This is a genomic window from Knoellia sp. S7-12, from assembly GCF_040518285.1.
In the GTDB taxonomy this organism is placed as follows: domain Bacteria; phylum Actinomycetota; class Actinomycetes; order Actinomycetales; family Dermatophilaceae; genus Knoellia.
The window spans coordinates 3750355-3765871 of the sequence record NZ_CP155449.1 but is presented as its reverse complement, the minus strand read 5'-3'; the positions used below and the strand labels follow the sequence as shown (position 1 = coordinate 3765871).

At 68.3% G+C, this 15517-nt stretch carries 14 protein-coding genes; 6 read left to right on the top strand and 8 right to left on the bottom strand.

The window, feature by feature from the left end; all coding sequences use genetic code 11:
* Positions 1-131: 131 nt before the first annotated feature.
* Both V6K52_RS18195 and V6K52_RS18190 read left to right on the top strand, forming a co-directional pair.
* A complete protein-coding gene (locus V6K52_RS18195) occupies positions 132-1391 on the top strand; it encodes a histidine kinase (protein WP_353951524.1) in 1260 nt (419 codons plus the stop codon).
* Positions 1388-2101, top strand: coding sequence for a response regulator transcription factor (locus V6K52_RS18190; protein WP_353951523.1), 714 nt, complete (start codon positions 1388-1390; stop codon positions 2099-2101). The genes V6K52_RS18195 and V6K52_RS18190 overlap by 4 nt, the downstream gene beginning before the upstream one ends.
* Positions 2102-2158: 57 nt before the next feature.
* Here V6K52_RS18190 and uraH read toward each other — a convergent pair whose 3' ends face one another.
* The 6 genes from uraH to V6K52_RS18160 all read right to left on the bottom strand — a co-directional run bounded on the left by uraH (position 2159) and on the right by V6K52_RS18160 (position 8514).
* Positions 2159-2482 (bottom strand): hydroxyisourate hydrolase, encoded by a 324-nt coding sequence (gene uraH, locus V6K52_RS18185; protein ID WP_353951522.1) that lies wholly within the window; start codon positions 2480-2482, stop codon positions 2159-2161.
* Positions 2479-3045 (bottom strand): 2-oxo-4-hydroxy-4-carboxy-5-ureidoimidazoline decarboxylase, encoded by a 567-nt coding sequence (gene uraD, locus V6K52_RS18180; protein ID WP_353951521.1) that lies wholly within the window; start codon positions 3043-3045, stop codon positions 2479-2481. The genes uraH and uraD (V6K52_RS18180) overlap by 4 nt, the downstream gene beginning before the upstream one ends.
* Before the next feature lie 61 nt (positions 3046-3106).
* Positions 3107-5137: a 2-oxo-4-hydroxy-4-carboxy-5-ureidoimidazoline decarboxylase gene (gene uraD / locus V6K52_RS18175; RefSeq protein WP_353951520.1), complete on the bottom strand. Its 2031-nt coding sequence runs from the start codon at positions 5135-5137 to the stop codon at positions 3107-3109.
* Between the two features lie 110 nt (positions 5138-5247).
* Positions 5248-6171, bottom strand: a complete 924-nt coding sequence (gene pucL, locus V6K52_RS18170) for a factor-independent urate hydroxylase (protein WP_353951519.1) — start codon at positions 6169-6171, stop codon at positions 5248-5250.
* Positions 6172-6359: 188 nt separating this feature from the next.
* Positions 6360-7547, bottom strand: coding sequence for an aldolase (locus V6K52_RS18165; RefSeq protein WP_353953808.1), 1188 nt, complete (start codon positions 7545-7547; stop codon positions 6360-6362).
* A gap of 271 nt (positions 7548-7818) precedes the next feature.
* Complete coding sequence (locus V6K52_RS18160; RefSeq protein WP_353951518.1) at positions 7819-8514, bottom strand: WYL domain-containing protein; 696 nt, start codon at positions 8512-8514, stop codon at positions 7819-7821.
* A gap of 39 nt (positions 8515-8553) precedes the next feature.
* Here V6K52_RS18160 and V6K52_RS18155 point away from each other — a divergent pair, with 39 nt between their 5' ends.
* Together V6K52_RS18155 and hutU are read left to right on the top strand one after the other, a co-directional pair.
* The gene (locus V6K52_RS18155; protein ID WP_353953807.1) at positions 8554-9243 is read left to right on the top strand and encodes an alpha/beta hydrolase; all 690 of its coding nucleotides are present in this window, start codon (positions 8554-8556) and stop codon (positions 9241-9243) included.
* Between the two features lie 243 nt (positions 9244-9486).
* Positions 9487-11145, top strand: coding sequence for a urocanate hydratase (gene hutU / locus V6K52_RS18150; protein WP_353951517.1), 1659 nt, complete (start codon positions 9487-9489; stop codon positions 11143-11145).
* Between the two features lie 19 nt (positions 11146-11164).
* Here hutU and V6K52_RS18145 read toward each other — a convergent pair whose 3' ends face one another.
* Positions 11165-11833, bottom strand: coding sequence for a hypothetical protein (locus tag V6K52_RS18145; protein WP_353951516.1), 669 nt, complete (start codon positions 11831-11833; stop codon positions 11165-11167).
* Positions 11834-11998: 165 nt separating this feature from the next.
* Between V6K52_RS18145 and V6K52_RS18140 the strand changes: the two genes are divergently transcribed.
* Both V6K52_RS18140 and V6K52_RS18135 read left to right on the top strand, forming a co-directional pair.
* The gene (locus V6K52_RS18140) at positions 11999-12742 is read left to right on the top strand and encodes a DUF2071 domain-containing protein (RefSeq protein WP_353951515.1); all 744 of its coding nucleotides are present in this window, start codon (positions 11999-12001) and stop codon (positions 12740-12742) included.
* Positions 12743-12852: 110 nt separating this feature from the next.
* Positions 12853-14910, top strand: a complete 2058-nt coding sequence (locus V6K52_RS18135) for an elongation factor G-like protein EF-G2 (RefSeq protein ID WP_353951514.1) — start codon at positions 12853-12855, stop codon at positions 14908-14910.
* Between the two features lie 12 nt (positions 14911-14922).
* Here the strand turns inward: V6K52_RS18135 and V6K52_RS18130 are convergent, their stop codons facing one another.
* On the bottom strand, positions 14923-15411 hold the full coding sequence (locus tag V6K52_RS18130) for a YbaK/EbsC family protein (protein WP_353951513.1): 489 nt from the start codon (positions 15409-15411) through the stop codon (positions 14923-14925).
* Between the last annotated feature and the right edge of the window lie 106 nt (positions 15412-15517).

Genomic DNA, 15517 nt, shown 5'->3' with positions numbered 1-15517 from the left:
TCGTCACCCTGAAGAGCGGACTGCCCTGTCGCCAGACAGAGGGAAGGCGCGGTCGGCGTCCCCCGCAGGGGTGAGGTCTGGTGGCCCCGAAGGGGGACGCCTGGCCTTGAGCCAGAGGCAACAATGGCCTCATGCGCGCGCAGCTCCGGCACGACCTCGCCCGAGGGGGGCTCGTTGCCGCGCTGGCCGCGCTCGCCGTAGTCGAGGAACTGCTCCTTCCCACGGTCGACGTCGCTGTCCCGATCCGGATCACCCTCGCGCTCGCTGCGACCCTTCCGGTCGGGCTCCGGTTCGGACGTCCGCCGGGGGCGGCAGCTGCGACGGCCGCCGTGGTCGCGTTCGGCGCGGCGGTCGCGCTCGCCATCGTCGTCGGCCATGCACCCTGGGGCGTCGTGGCCGCCCAGATCCTGTTGGGCTGGGCGGTGGCTCAGTCCGCGCCAGGTCCCGTGGTCGCGGGTTCGGCGGTGGTGTGTGCTGTCATCGCAGCGCTCGGGACTTCTGCTACGAGCACCTCCGGGCCGGCTTCCGTCACAGGGTCTCCCGACGGCTCTGTGCTGCCGACGACGGATGAGGTTTCCGGCTTCTTCCTGCCCGAGATGCACCCCGCCTCTCTGGTCCTCGGACTAGCCGTCCTGCTCTCCTTGGGCACCAGCTGGACGGTGCGGGCGCGGCGTGACAGGGCCGATCGGGCCGAGGCCGAGCGCGAGCGAGCCGAGGCCGAGCTGCTCCATTCGGCGCGTGGTGAACGGGCTCGTATTGCCCGCGAGCTGCATGACGTCGTCGCGCACCACCTCTCGATGATCTCTGTGCAGGCGGAGACCGCCAGGCTGACGACTCCCGAGCTCCACCCGGAAGGCGAGCAGCGACTGAAGGACATCGGTGATATCGCTCGCACGGCACTGACCGAGATGCGTCGACTGTTGGGGGTGCTCCGCGACGACGACGGGCTCCACGACTCCGAGGGCCCGAACGCTCGGGTGCCGCAGCCCGGCCTCGACCAGATCGGTGAGCTGGTCGAGGCCGCCGACACGGGGGCGGGCACGCCTGCGTCTCTCGTCGTCCGCGGCACGCCCGTGCCACTCGACCCGGGAACCCAGCTCACGGCATACCGGATCGTTCAGGAAGGGCTCACCAACGTGCGCCGGCACGCCCCGGGCTCGACCGCAGAGGTCCTCGTCGCCTACGACGAGCGCGGTCTGCGCATCCGGGTCAGCGACAACGGTCCGGGCGCCGCTGCCTCAGGCCTGGCAGCGGGACACGGCATTCGTGGACTGCGTGAACGCGTCGTCATGGTCGGAGGCGAACTGCGTCTGGGCGATGGCCCCAACGGTGGCTTCGTGCTCGACGCACTGTTGCCAACAACCCTGCGCGACAGCGGGATTCGACGATGATCAGGACGCTCGTGGTCGATGACCACGAGGTCGTCCGAGCAGGCTTCGCTGCGCTCCTCGGCACCCAGCCCGACATCGATGTCGTGGGCACGGCATCGGACGGTGCCGACGCGGTGCGACAGTGCCAGCACACGGCCGTTGACGTGGTGCTCATGGACGTGCGCATGCCCGTGCTCGACGGCATCGAGGCCACGCGGCAGATCCTTGGCGGGACGGCGCCGCTACCCCGGGTGCTGGTCATGACGACATTCGACCTCGACGTTCACGTCTACGACGCACTCAATGCCGGTGCGAGCGGGTTCGTGCTCAAGGACCTGACGGCCGAGCAGCTCTTCGAGGCGGTGCGGGTCATCGCTGCCGGGGACGCGCTCCTCGCGCCTACCGTCACCCGCAGGCTCATCACGGCCTTCGTTCGACAGGGGGCGACCCTCGCCGGCCCGCGGGACGATGGGAGCTCGCGCTCCGGCGACCGCGCGACATTTGGGGCGTTGACGCCACGCGAGCACGAGGTTTTGCACCTCGTCGCTCTTGGCCTGTCCAACGCCGAGATATCCGATCGGCTCACGGTGACCGACGAGACGGTCAAGACGCACGTCAGCCGGGTCCTCGCCAAGCTCGGGGTCCGCGACCGCGTCCAAGCAGTTGTCCTTGCCTACGAGGCGGGCATCGTCGTACCCAGCCACAGGCAGGCGCCCGAGCCACCGGCCTGAGGGTGCGAGCCACCCTGGTCAGGTCGCGCTGATGAAGAGAACTCCTGGTCGATTGGTTCAGCTGCCGCGGTAGGTCGAGTAACCATAGGGGTTGAGCAGTACTGGCACGTGGTAGTGATCGGAGCCGTCGCTGACCGTGAACGCGATGCTCACGTGCGGATAGAAGCCGCGGACACCCGACTGGGCGAACCAGTCGCCCGTGGCGAAGGTGAGGGTGTAGTCACCGGCGTCGAGCACCTCGGGTCCGAGCGTCCCGACCCGTCCGTCGGCATCGGTCGTGGCCGTCGCGAGCTCGGTGCCGTCGATGGAGGCGAGGGTGATGGCGATCCCTGCGGCCGGGCGGCCGAGGGAGGTGTCGAGGACGTGGGTGGAGATGCTCATGGGGTCCCTTCCTGGGGTGGACGAGCCGGATCGGTCGAGGCTGGGACGAGTGGGTTGCCGGTCACCGCGTCCATGTCGGCCAGCCGCAGCCGCGTGATGCGTGCCAGCTCCCGGCGGACGACGTCGAGCTCTGCCTCAGGGTCGTTGCCGAGACGTTCGCGAAGCAGGCGCACCAGCTCCTCGGCGCTGCGTCCGGCCGCTGCCACCAGGTAGATGCGGCCGAATCGCTGCTCGTAGTCGGCGTTGCCTCGTGCCATCGCGTCCTGCAGGGAGTGGTCGGCCTCGGCCATCCCGGACTGCTCCCTGGCCGAACGGGCCTTCGACTCGGCGTCCAGGCCGGCGGCCGACTCCCCGATCCGGGGATGGCCCGACAGCGCGGCATCGATCTCGGACTCGACCAGGGAGGTCACGCTGTCGTCGGAGGCGGCAAACAGGCTGTCGACGTCGGCATACGGTCGCCCTGCCACCAACGCGTCCGCCCATGCGGGGGACGCGGTCAGCCGCATCAGGGCAGCACGTAGCGCCGTGGCGTCGGTGTTGTTGAACTGCGTGAGGTCGGGCACAAGTGTCCTTCGGGGAAGGCCGCCGGGCCGGGTGCAGGATCACACCCGGCCCCGCGACTGATCAGTGGGTTCGTTGCAGTTTCGCGGACCCGGACTCCCTCAGGGGGGCCGTGTCAGCCACGGAGTCCGCCAACCTGTGGTTGGCGATCTTCGCGATCTCCAGCAGGGCGGCCGCGTGCTCCTGGGTCGCAGAGTTGTCCAGTCGTTGCCAGGCCTGCTCGAGCACCTGGTCAGAGCTGAGCTCACGAGCCGCGACGATCAGCGGGATGCCGAACTTCTGGCGGTAGGCGACGTTGATCTCCCCGAAGGTCATCGCCTCGTCCTCGCCGAGGAAGGTCAGCCCAGCCGCCGCCTGGTCGGTGTACGACCGGTCCTCGCGGTCGGTGGTCGACAGGTCCTCGCCGGCCAACGTGGGGTAGCTGCGCATCAGTGCGGTCTGATCCTCGGTGCTCAGGGCGAACAACTCGTCCTGCATGGCCGCTCGCAGCGCGTTGGCGTCGGCAAAGGGCCGGCGGTCGGCGACCTTCTCTGCGATGCCGGACTCGCCCTGGTAGGACGGGCTCACCAACGCGACGAACTCCGCCTTGCTCATCGCGTTGACCTTGCGGATGTCCGCGGCCGCAGCCTTGGCCTCGTCCCGGCGTCCGCCGTAGTAGTTCAGGACCAGGTTGAGCAGGATGGCGGCCGCGGAGCCGGCGGTGATGCCGGAGTTCAGGAAGGTGGCGAACGCGCTGGGCAGCTGGTCGAAGAACGGCGAGTCGCCGCCGATCGCGGCGGTGCCCACCGGGAGCATGGCGACGCCCAGTGCGGTGGCCACCACGACGACATTGCGGTGGTCGGTGAGGTCCGCGCGGCCCAGGGTCTGGATACCGACCGCGGCCACGGTGCCGAACATCACCAGCGCACCACCGCCGAGAACCGCGTGCGGGATGGCCTCGACGACTGCGCCTGCCTTGGGGATGAGGCCGAGGATGATCATGATGACGCCGGCTGTGACCACAACCCAGCGGCTCTTGACCCTGGTGAGTCGCACCAGCCCGACGTTCTCGGCGAAGCACGTGTAGGGGAAGGAGTTCATCACTCCGCCCAGCGCGGTAGCAAGGCCGTCCGCTCGCAGCGCAGCGGCGATGTCGGACTTCTTGATCGTCTTCTCGACGATCTGGCCGGTCGCGTAGACGTCACCGGTGGTCTCGACCGCGGTGATGAGCATGACCACGACCATCAACAGGATGGGCAGCACCGCGAACTTGGGGGCACCGAAGAAGAACGGCGCCGTGAACCCGACCACGTCGGCGTTGCCCACGCCGCTGAAGTCGGCGACCCGACCGCCCGATCCGTCGGGGATGAAGGCCGCGATCGCCGTGAAGACACCCAGGCCGATCAGGACCGCGACCGTGCTCAGGAACCCGCGTCCGAACCGGGTGACCAGCAGGATCAGGGTGATGGTGCCGAAGGCCAGGGCCAGGTTGGTGGGGCTGCCGAACGTGAGGTTGGCCGGCACCACATCGGGGTTGTAGAAGGCGAAGACGCCACCGCCCGCGTCCCAGGCCGCCACCGGCAGCAGGGCGACGCCGATGATGGTGATGACACTGCCGGTGACCACCGGCGGGAAGAAGCGCACCAGCTTGCTGAAGAAGGGCGCGATGAGCAGCGTGAAGAGCCCGGCGACGATGACCGCACCGTAGATGTAGGGCAGCGAGGCGGCGCCGGCCTCCGCGCGGGCCGCAGCGTCCTGGATGGTCGGGTCCGCGCCGTAGTCCAGGCCGATGACGATCATCGGGGACACGGCCGTGAAGGTCACGCCCTGGAGGAGGGGGAGGCGGACGCCGATCTTCCAGATACCGGCGGCCTGCAAGATGGAGGCGATGCCACAGGTGAAGAGATCAGCTTGGATCAGGTGGATCAACTGCTCCTCGTTGAGACCGATCGCGTTCGCGAGGAGGATGGGGACGATGATGGCACCGGCGTAGAACGCCATCACGTGCTGGAAGCCGTAGATCGCGAGCTGCTGCGGGGGCAGCACCTCGTCGACGGGGTGGACGGCGCCCTTTGGGCGCGTCCCGGTGGTGCTCGTGCTTGTGCTCGTGCTCATGTCACACCTTCACTGGTAGTGCCAATTTTGGGGGGCGCGCCGATCGCGCTGCCTCCGGCTGTGGTGCGCTGGAGACCGTGGCCTGTGGCCTGTGGCCTGTGGCCCGTGGATCAGGTGAAAGCCGGGACTGCGGTCCAGGCCGCGCCGGGGTCCGATGCGCCATCGCGCGTCACGGTGGCTTCGATGAGCCCGTAGGGCCGGTCGGCCGCCATGAAGACCTCACCGTTGTTCTCGGTGCCGAAGGGCGAGAGGTCATAGAGGAAGTGGTGCTTGTTGGGTGCGGCGAACCGGATCTCGGCCACCTCGGGGTGTGCCTTGAGGGTGTCGTCGCCCATGACGAACAGCGTCTCCTGGAGCGCTCGGCTGTGGGTGCGCGCGAAGGCTGCAAGCAGGATCGAGCGGATGCTCTCGTAGGTTGCGTCCCAGTCGAAGCCCGCCACGTCGTCGATCGTGTCGAGGTCGTAGCGCCACCGGGCCGTGAGCGAGGTCGCCATGACGCGGTCGTCGGTCTCCTGCAGGGTCGTGTAGCTGTCCTTGAGGTAGCCCTTGAACTCGGACCCGGTCGACTTGAGGACGGTGAGGTCGGTGAGGCCACCGAGAACCGAGATCTGCTGGTCGGAACCGCGTCCCTCGACGGTCACGACGGAGGTGCGGGTCTCGGTGCCGCGGCGGACGAAGCTGTGGTCGTGCTCGCTGCCGTCGACCGTGATGCGGTCCCAGACATACTCCTCGACCCTGATCTGGGCAGCGGTGGCTGCGGGGGCGGCGTCGAGGAAGTGGGTGCCGAGGGCGATGGCGTAGTCCTCGGGGGAGGTGACGCCGTGCTCCTTGGCGTAGGCGAACGCCGTGTTCTTCTGGGTGTCGGTCGGGAGGATCTTGGCCTGGTCGCCAGTGGTGTGCGCCTCGTCGAAGTCACCCCGCAACGAGGTCGAGACATTGAGGTCGCGGATCTCGTGCCGGTCGGTCTCGCGATAGATGCGGACGACCCGGTTCTCCGCCTTGCCGTACTGGTTCGATCCGAGGAAGGTGGTCATGATGCTGCGCTCCTGTGCATCAGACTCCCGCGGCCGAGTCCGACGTCTTTGTCGTGATCAAGAGGAAGCTAGTTTCCATAAACCGGAAACTTTATACCGACTGCCGGAAATAGTAGGACGGTCGGCGGGGTCCGTCAATGGCCCAGAGGGAACTTTGTGGATGAGGCCGGAGCCCGCCCGTTCCGGGTTCAGGACCTGATGGGTCGGGCCAGCGCCGTGAGTGCCTGCTCGTCCAGTCCGGTGCCCGACGCGACCTCGCCTGCCGTGAGTGCGCCGCAGTCGCGACCCCTGACGATGAAGTCACTGAGGGCGCGCGCGGTCGCGGGCTCGTCCATGACGCCGCCGCCGACCTGTCCCAGGTAGTCGCTCAGCCGACGGGCAGCCCGCTCGAACCCGCCGCGATAGAAGGCGAAGGTCGCGGCATACCGCGTGGGCAGCTGTGCCGGGTGGAGGTCCCAGCCCTGGTAGTAGCCACGCTCGAGAGAGCGCCCGACCAGCCGGTGGTGCAGCTGCCACGCGGCGCGCACGGCGTCGTCGTCCCCGACGGGAAGGATGTTGGTGGACCCGTCGGAGAGCCGCACGCCCGTGCCCGCCGCAGCCGTCTGCATCACGAGCTTCGCGTGGTCGGCGACGGCGTGCTCCATCGACTGGTATTGCGCCGCGATGCCGCAGAACGCGCTGTAGTCATAGGTGCCGTAGTGGAAGGCCGTGACCCGGCCGGCGCCGGCGTGGATCATCGGCGCTACGAGCGCGGTGCCGTCGGGCCCGAGGATGGACTGCGGTGTCTCGACCTGGATCTCGAACTTCAGTGTTCCCGGTGACAGGTCGAGGGCGGACTCGAGCCGCTCACACGCGTGGACCATCGCGCGCACCTGTTCGACGCTCGTCACCTTGGGCAGGGTCGTGACGAAGCGGTCGAGCGATCCGCCGCCCGCGACGAGCTCGGAGACGAAGCCGACGAGGGATCGCACCCCTCGCGCTCGCGTGGGTGCTTCAAAAGACTTGAAGCGTATGCCGTGCAGCTGCGGTGCGGTGCCGCTCGCCTGTGCGTCGACGAGTGCCCGTGCGGCACCGGTGACGTCGGCGTCCTCGGCCTCGTCGCCACGATTGCCGTAGCCGTCCTCGAGGTCGATGCGCAGGTCCTCGATCGGTTCCGTGGCGAGCTTGGCGCGCACGAGGTCGCTCACCGCGTCATCGGCGACGAGGTCCCGCCAGACATCGAGGTGGGTGTCGATCGCTGCGATCGCTTCGGCTCCCCAAGCGGGGGCAAGGTCGGCTGTGAAGCGATCGGCCGGGACATAGACGGTGTGGATCGGCTGGCGGCCGGGTCGCTCGCCCGGGAATTGGGCAGCGAGCTCAGCGTCGGCGCGGGCCAACTGGGTGTCGAGCTCAGCGGTGAGTTCGAGGATGAGGCGAGGATCGACGGTGTCCACTGGGCACTCCATTGTGAGGGATCATTTCCGATGTATGGATAATATCTTCCACTTCTCGGAAAGCAAGATGGGTGCCGCGTGGAGGCGATGCTGGTCGCCGCAGGTGTCACCCATCGACGGTCTCCCGCGTCGCCACCGGTCGCTTCGTCTGATGGAGGCTCTCAAACCCTGCTCTCACGCGAAGATCCCGACCGACTTGTCTGGTGAGCTTGGCCTAGAGATCGCCCAGCGGTCTGGCGGTCGACGGCGGACGGCCGACGTTGTCGACTGGAACCGTGGCGGCTCGCTCCTTCGTGAGGTTGGCAGCTTCGACTCGGTCGAGGCGAAACCAGCGGATCGCCTCCGCGGTGCGACAGTGGGCGACGAGGTACCAGTTGCCGTCCGTGTGAGCCAGGAGCACGGGGTCGACCCGTCGCTGCGACTGCTTCCCGTTCCTGTCGCAATATCGGAGGGCCAAGACGCGCTGCTCCGCCAGGCCCTGCTCGATTCGGCGCAAGTTCTGACTACTTCGTCGGTCCGGGCTGACATCGATCCACACTCGATTCGTCAGGGAGACTGCACGTTGGCGGGCAGGTCTGTCCATCGCTCCAAGAACCTTCTTCAGCACGGCACGGAGGTGCTGATCGAAGGGCTGCCCGTGACTCGCTGCGGCGGCCGCGGCGAGGCCTGCAGCTTCCGACTCCGTGAAGTTGATGGGCGGGAGCGTCGCGCTTTGATCGACGGCGTAGCCACCACCCGGACCGGGTCTGGCCCGCACGGGGAAGCCTGACTGCTGGAGTGCGGCGATATCCCGCTTGATGGTGCGGACGCTGACCTCGAACACCGTTGCAAGCCGCTCAGCGGTGCGGCCGCTTCGGCCCGCCCACCGCAACTCCTCGCGGAGTGCGAAAAGTCTGTCGGTTCGGTTCATCCTGAAAATAGTGACATACAGGTGACACCCTCGTCCGGAATGATGTTCAACATGACTGATGCGCACCCGATCTTGTTCCTTAGCGGCGCTGGCCTCTCTCCCTGGATCTGGGACGAGGTGCGTGCAGAGGTGGGCTCAGATACGGCAGTTGCGCCGCGGCCCCCTCAACATTCCAATGCACGGTTGGCCGACTACGTCGAGTCCGCGGTAGGGGCTGCACCCGCGGGCAGGTTTGCCCTGGTGGCGCACTCCTCAGGTGGCGTGATCGGTGCCGAGATCGCACGGCTCCTTCCGGAGCGAGTCACAGCCTTCCTCGGAATCTCCGCTGTGATTCCCGCAGCTGGCGGATCGTTCGTGTCCGCGATGCCAGCGCCGAAGCGGTGGGTCCTTGCCGCCGCCATGCGGCTTGCGGGTACGCGACCTCCGGCCAATGCCATCCGTCAGGGTCTCGGCACAGGTCTGAGCGACGACATCGTGGAACGCGTAGTCAGGGAGTTCACCCCTGAATCGGTAGGCCTCTACAAGGACGAGGTCGGAGAGCACAGGTGGTCCGGTCGCCGAGGCTTCGTGCTGACGACCGAGGACAAGGAGCTGCCGCTCGCGTCTCAGCGCCATTTCGCTCAGCGTCTCGGCGCGCAATGGTCGCAGGAGATGGCGACGGGCCACCTTCCGATGCTTCAGAACTCGACAGCGACAGCTGCTGCGATCCACGGATTTCTGACTGCGTAGCGTCGCGAAGCGCAGCTACGTGCGGAACACTCCGCTCAACGCTCGACCGAGTCCGCGCCGGACTCTTGCTACAGCAACTCCCCAGTGGGCTGATCCTCGATCGGCGCAGTCGCGTTGACGCGTTGGTCTGGTATCCCAGACGCGTTCGCCGATTCCAGCCATCGGCTCAGGGTCCGGCGGGTGTCCAATGAAGGTGCGCAACGGCATACCCGTTCGCAGTCCCCGTCTCTCCCAGGAGGATCCATGCAAGGCGCCCGCCCCGTTCGAGCCCCGCGAGGGACGTCCCTCACCCACGCGACCCACTGGGGCGCCGAGGCGCCGCTGCGGATGCTGATGAACAACCTCGACCCTGAGGTCGCGGAGCGCCCCGACGACCTCGTCGTCTATGGCGGCACGGGACGAGCAGCACGTGACTGGAACAGTTTTGACGCGATGGTTCGCACGCTGAGCACGCTCAAGCAGGACGAGACGATGCTCGTGCAGTCGGGCAAGCCCGTCGGTGTCATGCAGACTCACGAGTGGGCGCCGCGGGTCCTCATCGCCAACTCAAACCTCGTGGGGGACTGGGCGAACTGGCCCGAGTTCCGCCGGCTGGAGCAGCTCGGTCTGACGATGTATGGGCAGATGACCGCTGGGTCCTGGATCTACATCGGGACCCAGGGGATCGTCCAGGGGACCTATGAGACGTTCGGCGCGATCGCCGAGAAGCGGTACGGCGGAACGCTTGCCGGCACCTTGACCCTCACCGGAGGCTGCGGCGGCATGGGTGGCGCGCAGCCCCTCGCCGTCACGATGAACGAGGGCGCCTGCCTCATCGTCGACGTCGACGAGGCGCGACTGCGTCGTCGGGTCGAGCACCGCTACCTCGACGAGGTCGCAGACTCACTGGACGAGGCCATCGACAAGGCAGTCAAGGCCAAGGACGAGAAGCGCGGCTGGAGCGTCGGGGTCGTCGGCAACGCGGCCGAGGTCTTCCCGGAGCTGCTGCGTCGCGGCGTGCCCATCGACATCGTCACCGACCAAACGTCGGCGCACGACCCGCTGTCCTACCTCCCCGAAGGCATCGCGCTCGAGGACTGGCCGGAGTATGCCGCCAAGAAGCCTGAGGAGTTCACCGACCGCGCGCGTGCGTCCATGGCCAGGCAGGTTCAGGCGATGGTCGAGTTCCAGGATGCCGGCGCCGAGGTCTTCGACTACGGCAACTCGATCCGCGACGAGGCCCGGCAGGGTGGCTACGAGCGGGCGTTCGAGTTCCCCGGATTCGTCCCGGCCTACATCCGCCCGCTGTTCTGTGAGGGCAAGGGCCCGTTCCGCTGGGCAGCGCTCTCGGGTGACCCCAAGGACATCGCCGCCACCGACCGCGCCGTGCTCGACCTCTTCCCCGACAACCAGCGGTTGCACAAGTGGATCAAGGGCGCGCAGGACCGAATTGCGTTCCAGGGCTTGCCTGCTCGCATCTGCTGGCTCGGTCAGGGTGAGCGTGAGAAGGCTGGTGCGGCGTTCAACGAGCTCGTCCGCAAGGGCGACGTGAGCGCTCCCCTCGTCATCGGCCGCGACCACCTCGACACAGGTTCGGTGGCCTCGCCCTATCGCGAGACCGAGTCGATGGCCGACGGGTCCGACGCCATCGCTGACTGGCCCCTGCTCAACGCCCTGGTCAACACGTCGAGTGGCGCGAGCTGGGTGTCGATCCACCACGGTGGCGGCGTCGGCATGGGCCGGTCCCTCCACGCCGGTCAGGTGTCCTTGGCCGACGGCACCGAGCTGGCCGCGCAGAAGCTCGCCCGGGTCCTGTCCAACGACCCCGCGATGGGCGTCATCCGCCACGTCGATGCGGGCTACGACATCGCCGACCAGACGGCGGCCGACCAGGGCATCCGCATCCCGATGCGCGAGGACTGACCCCACCCGCGCTCGGGCGTCAGCTCGCGACGCTCCACTCGCTCCAGCTCGGGGGCAGGACACCAGCCCGGACGTGGGCCTCGGCGGATGGGGGCACCGAGCGCTCCTGCCACGTCGCGCCCCGATCCGTGCTGATGTGCAACAACGCCGAAATGGACCCCTCGGCGGTCCCTCGGACGGTGTAGACCGAGATCGCGCCGTCCACACCGTCGGCCACGACGCCGATGACGGGTCGCCCGGTGTGACTGATGTTGTGTCGGCGCCTCTGGCCGGTGGGTTCGGTCCAGACTGCGTCCAGGCGCACTGCGCCACACTCGGCGACCGCTGCCACGCCCCAGAGTCCTTCGCGCGTGGTCCGAGCCCAACGGATCGACTCCACGATGGCGTTCCGGCCCACCACACTCGTCGAGACGGCAGCAAGTCCTGCCGGGGGAGGATCCTGCGGACCGCCCACCACGGCGCAGTCCGACTCGGTGCTGTCGGCAGCCAGCGGAACTCCCGCAACCTCGGTCGTGCTCCGTGGACTGCTGGGGGTGGGCGCCACCTCCCCGCCGGGCGCCAGGAGCGGCCACACGAGCGCCGAGGTGATGATCGCGACGGCACCCCAACTGATCCTGCGAGTGGTCTCCGGATCCCAGCTTCTGAACCGGCCGACTGCCCTGTCCCAGTCCGGCTTCGTCGCTCTCATGACTGCTCCATCGGTCCGGCGGGTTGCGCCTCCGCCTTCTCATCACGGTACGCGCGCGCCCCTTGCCCATGGGCCACTTGAGGTGGTGTCATCCGCATCCAGATGGGCGAGGGTTGACCCAGCCAAGAGCGGTGTGGCGATGAGCGGGTCGCCCTACTCTGAGGCATGGTCGTCCCCCGCTTGACCGGCGTCGTTGATCGCCGACTCCTCGTGAACTATCGGCTCGACGCCGCCGTTGCGCGATCGTGGGTTCCGGCACCGCTCAGACCCCAATTGGTGAACGGATCGGCAGTGGCAGGGATCTGCCTGCTGCGGCTCACAGATCTGCGCCCCGCCGGCCTGCCAGCCGTCATCGGAGTCCGGAGCGAGAACGTGGCTCACCGCATCGCCGTGGAATGGGACGACGAGACCGGCCGACGCACCGGGGTCTACATCCCGCGCCGTGACAGCGGCTCGCGACTCAACGTCCTGGCTGGCGGTCGCCTCTTTCCCGGCCCGCACGGCTCTGCCGACTTCGAGGTCGACGAGTCACCCGAGCGCTTGCGGGTCGCCGTCCAGACCGAGGAAGGGGCCGGAGCCAGCGCCGACGTTGCCGTGCGAGTGACTGACGAACTGCGCGGAAGTGCACTGTTCGCCAACGTCAATGACGCGTCAGAGTTCTTCCGCGGTGGCAGCGTCGGCTGGTCCCCGAACCGGGCGCACACCATCCTCAACGGCATCGAGTTGCGAACTGACGCCTGGCACGTCGAACCCACCGAGATCGAGTCCGTGCGCTCCTCCTTCTATGAGGGCGGCGGAGTCCCGGCGGGCAGCGCCACGATCGATTGCGTCCTGCTGATGCGTCGGGTTCCCGTGACCTGGGTCGACGCCGGCCGCATCACTCCGGAACTGGCTGCCCAGCCGGCCTGAGAAAGCAACCCAGGACAAGGCCGGCGTATGCCGGGTGCTCACCACCCGGCATACGCCGCCTTTGGTCTTGGCTCTTGTGTGACAGCGTGAGCCGGAGCACTGTGTGACAGGTGAACCGACCGTCCGGCACCGAGAACGCACCTGCTCCCGCCAGTCCGCAGGAGATCCGCAACGTCGTCCTCGTCGGGCCGGCGGGTGCGGGCAAGAGCACGCTCTTCGAGCATCTCGTCGCGGCCCGGGTCGAGGGGCGGCGCCCCAAGGACGATGACCGGCAGTCCTCGACGGGTCTCGCGGCGGCCAGCTTTGCCAGCGGGGAGGTGGTGGTCAACCTGATCGACACACCGGGCAACCCCGACTTCGTCGGCGAGGTGCGAGCCGGGTTGAGGGGGGCGGATGCCGCCCTCTTCGTCATCTCGGGGGCTGACGGGCTCGACGACGCGACGCGGATGCTGTGGCGCGAGTGTGCCGGGACAGATATGCCGCGTGCCATCGCCGTGACGCGACTCGAGCAGGCGCGGGCGGACTTCGACGAGACCGTCGCGACCTGTCGCCGGGTCTTCGGAGACGCACAGCCGGTGGCGGTGCCCGTGCAACCGGACGGGCCGGGCACCACGGTGACCGGGTTGGTCGACCTGCTTGCGGCGTCGGGAGATGACGCCCAGGGGCGCAGCGTGCTCGTCGAGGCGATCATCGAGCAGTCCGAGGACGAGACGCTGCTCGAGAGGTATCTCGAGGGCGAGGAGGTCGACGTCGCGACCCTGCGAACCGATCTGCATACGGCAGTCGCGACCGCTCGGTTCTTCCCCGTCCTGCCGACCAATGCGACGAGTGGGGTCGGCGTCGAGGAGCTTCTCGAGCTCATCGAACACGGCCTGCCCTCACCAGTGGACATCGCGCTGCCGCGCGTCTTCAGGACCAACGGCGGCGACTTCGGTGCCGTGTCGTGTGATCCCGCCGGCCCGCTCGTGGCCGAGGTGGTGCGCACGACGACCGACCCCTTTGTCGGGAGGCAGTCGCTGGTGCGGGTCTTCTCGGGGACCCTGCGGCCCGACGAACCGGTGCACGTCTCCGGCCATCTGCAGCAGTTCGCGCAAGGGCGGCTCGGTGGTCATGACGACCACGATGAGGATCTCGACCGGGTGGGCGCTCTCACTTCTCCACTGGGTGACGAGTCCCAGCCCAAGTCGAGAGCCATCGCGGGAGACCTCGTTCTCGTGTCCCGGCTCGCGGGAGCCGAGACGACGGACACGGTGTCGTCGCCGAAGAAGCCGGCGCTCGTGGAGCCGTGGGTGCTGCCCGAGCCGCTGCTGCCGGTCGCCATCCACGCCAAGAGCAAGGGCGACGAGGACAAGCTCGCGTCGGTGCTCCAGGTTCTCGTCTCCGAGGACGTCACCCTGCGACTCGACCTCAACGCCGAGACCCACCAAGTCGTGCTCTGGACCATGGGACCGGCCCACCTCGCCGTGCTCACCCGCTCACTGGAGGAACAGCACCACGTCGCCGTCGAGGCAGAGCCGCTTCGGACTGCCCTGCGCGAGACGTTTGTCAGTGCGTGCGAGGTGCAGGGGCGGCTCGTGAAGCAGTCGGGCGGGCACGGTCAGTACGCCGTCTGCAGTTTGCGGATCGAGCCCCTGCCGCGCGGCGCCGGCTTCGAGTTCGTCGACAAGGTCGTCGGTGGCTCGGTGCCGCGCCAATACATCGCATCGGTCGAGAAGGGCGCACGGGCGCAGCTCGAACGCGGTGTCCTCAACGGGTATCCGGCGGTCGACGTGCGGGTGACCCTGCTCGACGGGAAGGCGCACTCGGTGGACTCGTCCGACATGGCCTTCCAGACCGCGGCCGGCCAGGCCCTGCGCGAGGCCGCCAACGAAGGCACCGTCTCGATGCTCGAACCGATCGACGCCGTGGACATCGAGGTCGCCGACGAGTCCGTGGGTTCGGCACTCACCGACCTTCGAGGTCGACGGGGTCAGGTGCACGGGACCGAACCCGCGGCCCACGAAGGGCGCACCGTGATCCACGCCGAGATCCCGGCGCTCGAGCTGTCGCGCTACCCCATCGACCTGCGCTCGGTCTCGCACGGCACGGGCACGTTCACCCGCCGGTTCGCTCGCTACGACTACCTCCCGCCGCAGCTCGCCAAGGACCTCCTGAACAACGGCACCTGACTCATCTCGGGGTCAGGTGGGGTCGGTGACGTCGGCGACCTCTGCTGCGAGTGCTCGGACCAGGTCGTCGGCGGCCAGGGTCACCGAGGTCCCGTGGGCACCGGCGCCCATCGAGACCGTCCGACCGACGATGGTCGCGTCGGCGATGACCGGCCAGGCCGTCGTCGACCCGAACGGCGTGATCGTGCCGCGCTCGTAGCCCGTAGCCTCCCTCGCCTTGTCGGCCGGCGGCATCGACAACCGGTTGACGCCCAGTTGGGCGCGCAGCTTGGGCCACGAGATCTCGCGGTCGCCGGGAACGAGGACGAACACATAGTCGCCCGACCCGCGACGCACGACGAGCGACTTCACGATGTCGCGTGGCTCGATCCCGCGCTGCTCCGCCGCCTCGGCGAGGGACGAGGCGCGTTGGGTCGACACGGTGATCCGGTGCTCGATACCGCTGGCTTCGAGGGCCTCGCGTGCTCGCCGCGCGCCGTCGGACTCGGTGGCTTCGCTCATGTCAGCACTCTAGGCGCGGCTCACCGTCTGGGATTTCAGACGAGTATGCCGTGCCGCCTGCGCGCGAAACCCCCTCCGGGGTGTGGAATGGCGGGGTGAGCAACGA

Excerpts from the sequence above, each read along its gene's own strand:
- V6K52_RS18195 (WP_353951524.1), top strand. The coding sequence starts at position 132 with ATGCGCGCGCAGCTCCGGCACGACCTCGCCCGAGGGGGGCTCGTTGCC.
- V6K52_RS18190 (WP_353951523.1), top strand. The coding sequence starts at position 1,388 with ATGATCAGGACGCTCGTGGTCGATGACCACGAGGTCGTCCGAGCAGGC.
- uraH (WP_353951522.1), bottom strand. The coding sequence starts at position 2,482 with ATGAGCATCTCCACCCACGTCCTCGACACCTCCCTCGGCCGCCCGGCC.
- uraD (WP_353951520.1), bottom strand. The coding sequence starts at position 5,137 with ATGAGCACGAGCACAAGCACGAGCACCACCGGGACGCGCCCAAAGGGC.
- pucL (WP_353951519.1), bottom strand. The coding sequence starts at position 6,171 with ATGACCACCTTCCTCGGATCGAACCAGTACGGCAAGGCGGAGAACCGG.
- V6K52_RS18160 (WP_353951518.1), bottom strand. The coding sequence starts at position 8,514 with ATGAACCGAACCGACAGACTTTTCGCACTCCGCGAGGAGTTGCGGTGG.
- V6K52_RS18155 (WP_353953807.1), top strand. The coding sequence starts at position 8,554 with ATGATGTTCAACATGACTGATGCGCACCCGATCTTGTTCCTTAGCGGC.
- hutU (WP_353951517.1), top strand. The coding sequence starts at position 9,487 with ATGCAAGGCGCCCGCCCCGTTCGAGCCCCGCGAGGGACGTCCCTCACC.
- V6K52_RS18145 (WP_353951516.1), bottom strand. The coding sequence starts at position 11,833 with ATGAGAGCGACGAAGCCGGACTGGGACAGGGCAGTCGGCCGGTTCAGA.
- V6K52_RS18140 (WP_353951515.1), top strand. The coding sequence starts at position 11,999 with ATGGTCGTCCCCCGCTTGACCGGCGTCGTTGATCGCCGACTCCTCGTG.
- V6K52_RS18130 (WP_353951513.1), bottom strand. The coding sequence starts at position 15,411 with ATGAGCGAAGCCACCGAGTCCGACGGCGCGCGGCGAGCACGCGAGGCC.